This window comes from Proteiniphilum sp. X52 (assembly GCF_003712195.1).
GTDB lineage: Bacteria > Bacteroidota > Bacteroidia > Bacteroidales > Dysgonomonadaceae > Proteiniphilum.
Map to the genome: position 1 here is coordinate 1 of NZ_RDSD01000059.1, position 2,039 is coordinate 2,039.

General features: G+C 49.7%; 2 protein-coding genes. Both read right to left on the minus strand.

The annotated features are described in order from the left end of the window. Nucleotides 1-1,206, minus strand: a 1,206-nt coding sequence (locus D7D25_RS17575; protein ID WP_305000397.1) for a SpvB/TcaC N-terminal domain-containing protein, incomplete at its 3' end; no start/stop codon positions are given. Nucleotides 1,207-1,224: 18 nt separating this feature from the next. Beyond that, on the minus strand, nucleotides 1,225-1,641 hold the full coding sequence (locus D7D25_RS17580) for a hypothetical protein (RefSeq protein ID WP_122970208.1): 417 nt from the start codon (nucleotides 1,639-1,641) through the stop codon (nucleotides 1,225-1,227). Nucleotides 1,642-2,039: the final 398 nt, after the last annotated feature.

Here is a 2,039-nt window from a genome sequence, read left to right on the forward strand (position 1 = left end):
GTCGTTGTCCGTCCCGTAGTCGAACTTGCCCTTGCTGACGATGAGTTGCCCGGGCTGGGCATTCGTGTACCATTCCAAAAGTTGCGTCTCCGCTTTTGTGAAGGAGGTCGCCGTCTTGCCTTCGCCATAGTAGAACCGCAGGGGGTTGAAAGATTTTCCCGAGGCCGAGCACCCGATCTGCGTAAGCGTGGATGTATTTTGAGGATATGAGGTTTGGTACGTGAATTCGTATGTGCGGAAAGTGGCGCCGTTTGACTTGCATTCTATTTTTTGTAACAGCCTGTTATCAGTCGCCTTCAAACCTCCCTCGTAGAAAATTACGGGATCCGGTCTTGTCGTTGCATACTGGAATATGACCGATGCTCCGGTATAAGTGATTGAAGTAATATAATAACGGTTATAAGAGAGGGTATAGGCGTAAGTTACGGTATTGCCCCTCAAATCGGTGAATGTGGTTAACGGGTAGCTCAACCGGTTGGAGACATTGGTCGTGTAACCGAAAATCCCCTTGTTCCCGTCGGGATAGCGGACTTCAAAATAACGGACGATGCTGCCGCTTAAAAAAGCTGTTACTTTTACAAGTCCCTGTTCCGTTTCATAGTTTATCTGCGTGGAGGTTTCCGACAGTTTGATCAGTCGTGTGCCATCCAGCACGAAGGCGTCATCTTTTGTCAAGGCCACGCCCTGGGATTTCCCGTCATAATGGATACTCTTTCCAATGCGCGATATCGAGGACAGCCCTCCAATGTTCCATCCCACGCCCATCACTCCGTTTCCGGCCAAGCTGTTGTAGGAAATGGACAGTTTTGGTTGAGCCCCCTGTTTGCCGGGCGATACTTCAACCGGCACGTTGTACGTCATGGCTCCCGCGGGTGTGACCGATGAGGTCACGGGTATCTCACCCACATCCTTAGTCTGGTCGACAGGATAGGAATCGGGGACATGGCCATTGGTGAAACCCAAAGACGCGGTCATGGCGCTTTTCGCGGCCTTGGCCGATTGTTTGACAGGAACCCGCATGGATCCTATTGAAGGTTCCGGATACAGGGCATTCCTCACCGAGTCTTCCCATCGCTGTATCTGTTCTTCGGTCCATTTGTCCAAATCGGGGACATTCTTACCGGTAATGGCCGGCGTGTTTTGCTGCGCCAGGGTGATACCCGCGCATGCCAGCATGCATATGAATACTGGGAATAAATTTCTCATGATCGTAAGTATTGAAAGTCATAACTTGACCAGTTCCCACCTGGAAGGATGGCCGTTTAAAAGGATCTGAAAGGAATAACTGCCGGAAGGAACTCCGTCAAGTCCCACGAGGGTAGTCCCGTTGGACAACTCCTCTTTGGCGAGCAGTGTGCCTTCCTTGTCCAGGATGGAGTATTCTCCCGTAAGTGAGGAATCGTATTCCTCCACGGCGATGATGAGCTGTGGCCGCCCACTGCCGGTGTTGATGGCGAGTTGCCTGCCGTCGATAGTGTCAATGTAACTCCGTGTCGCTTCCCCCTCAATGTTATGGGCGCCCACCACAATGGTGCGGCTGACGCGGTTTCCCGCCGCGTCATAGGCATAAGACAGTTTTTGTTGTCCTTTGACAGTAAGGACTGGCAATAGCAAAGACGCCAATAAGATAATTTTTTTCATGAGTGTTAATTTTAAATCCGGAAAAATATATGATCGTCATGTCAATCGATCAGAAATAGAGGTCAGCTCCGTCATCATGAGAAATTCAATGATCGAGATGATCGGGGCTGAATTCTGCCGCAAAGCTAAAAAGAAAACCACAGGCGGGGAATAAGGCATGGGCACGGTATAAGCGGTTTAACTTTCACGGGAGGCAAAATCATTCACGGACAATGATTTGGAAAAAGGCCATATAAGTGCGATAGGGATTTTTTAAGACTTGCCGCGCACAAAAAACCCGGAACAGATATCTGCCCGGGCTTTCCCTCGGATCCGTGTGGAGGGTTATTTTGAATAGCGTGCCTTCACAAAAGGGGCGTCATTCAAAAAGTCATAACTTTCCTTCACACTTTCAAAAG